1 pseudogene is annotated in these 247 nt (G+C 44.5%); it reads left to right on the forward strand.

What is annotated here, in order from left to right:
- Nucleotides 1-247 (forward strand): annotated as a pseudogene (locus IQP38_RS26565) (IS3 family transposase); the annotation flags it as partial.

Raw genomic sequence — 247 nt, forward strand, 5'->3', positions numbered from 1 at the left:
TCCAAGGTTGCTCTACGGTTTTGGTTTGGCTTCGTAAGCATGGTCGACTAGATTGGTCTAAAGGGACACCTAACTTTATGTCCAAAGGAGACTCTATGACCGAGTTCAACTCACCTCCTACACCAGAGCAACGTATTAAAGAGCTTGAAAAGCAGCTCGAAGATGCTCAACTCAAAGCCGACTTCTTTGAAGCTGTCGTGAACGTTATGGAACGTGACTATGGTGTTAGAGTGACAAAAAAGCACAA

It is taken from the genome of Vibrio sp. OPT41 (assembly GCF_015163595.1).
Lineage (GTDB): Bacteria > Pseudomonadota > Gammaproteobacteria > Enterobacterales > Vibrionaceae > Vibrio > Vibrio alginolyticus.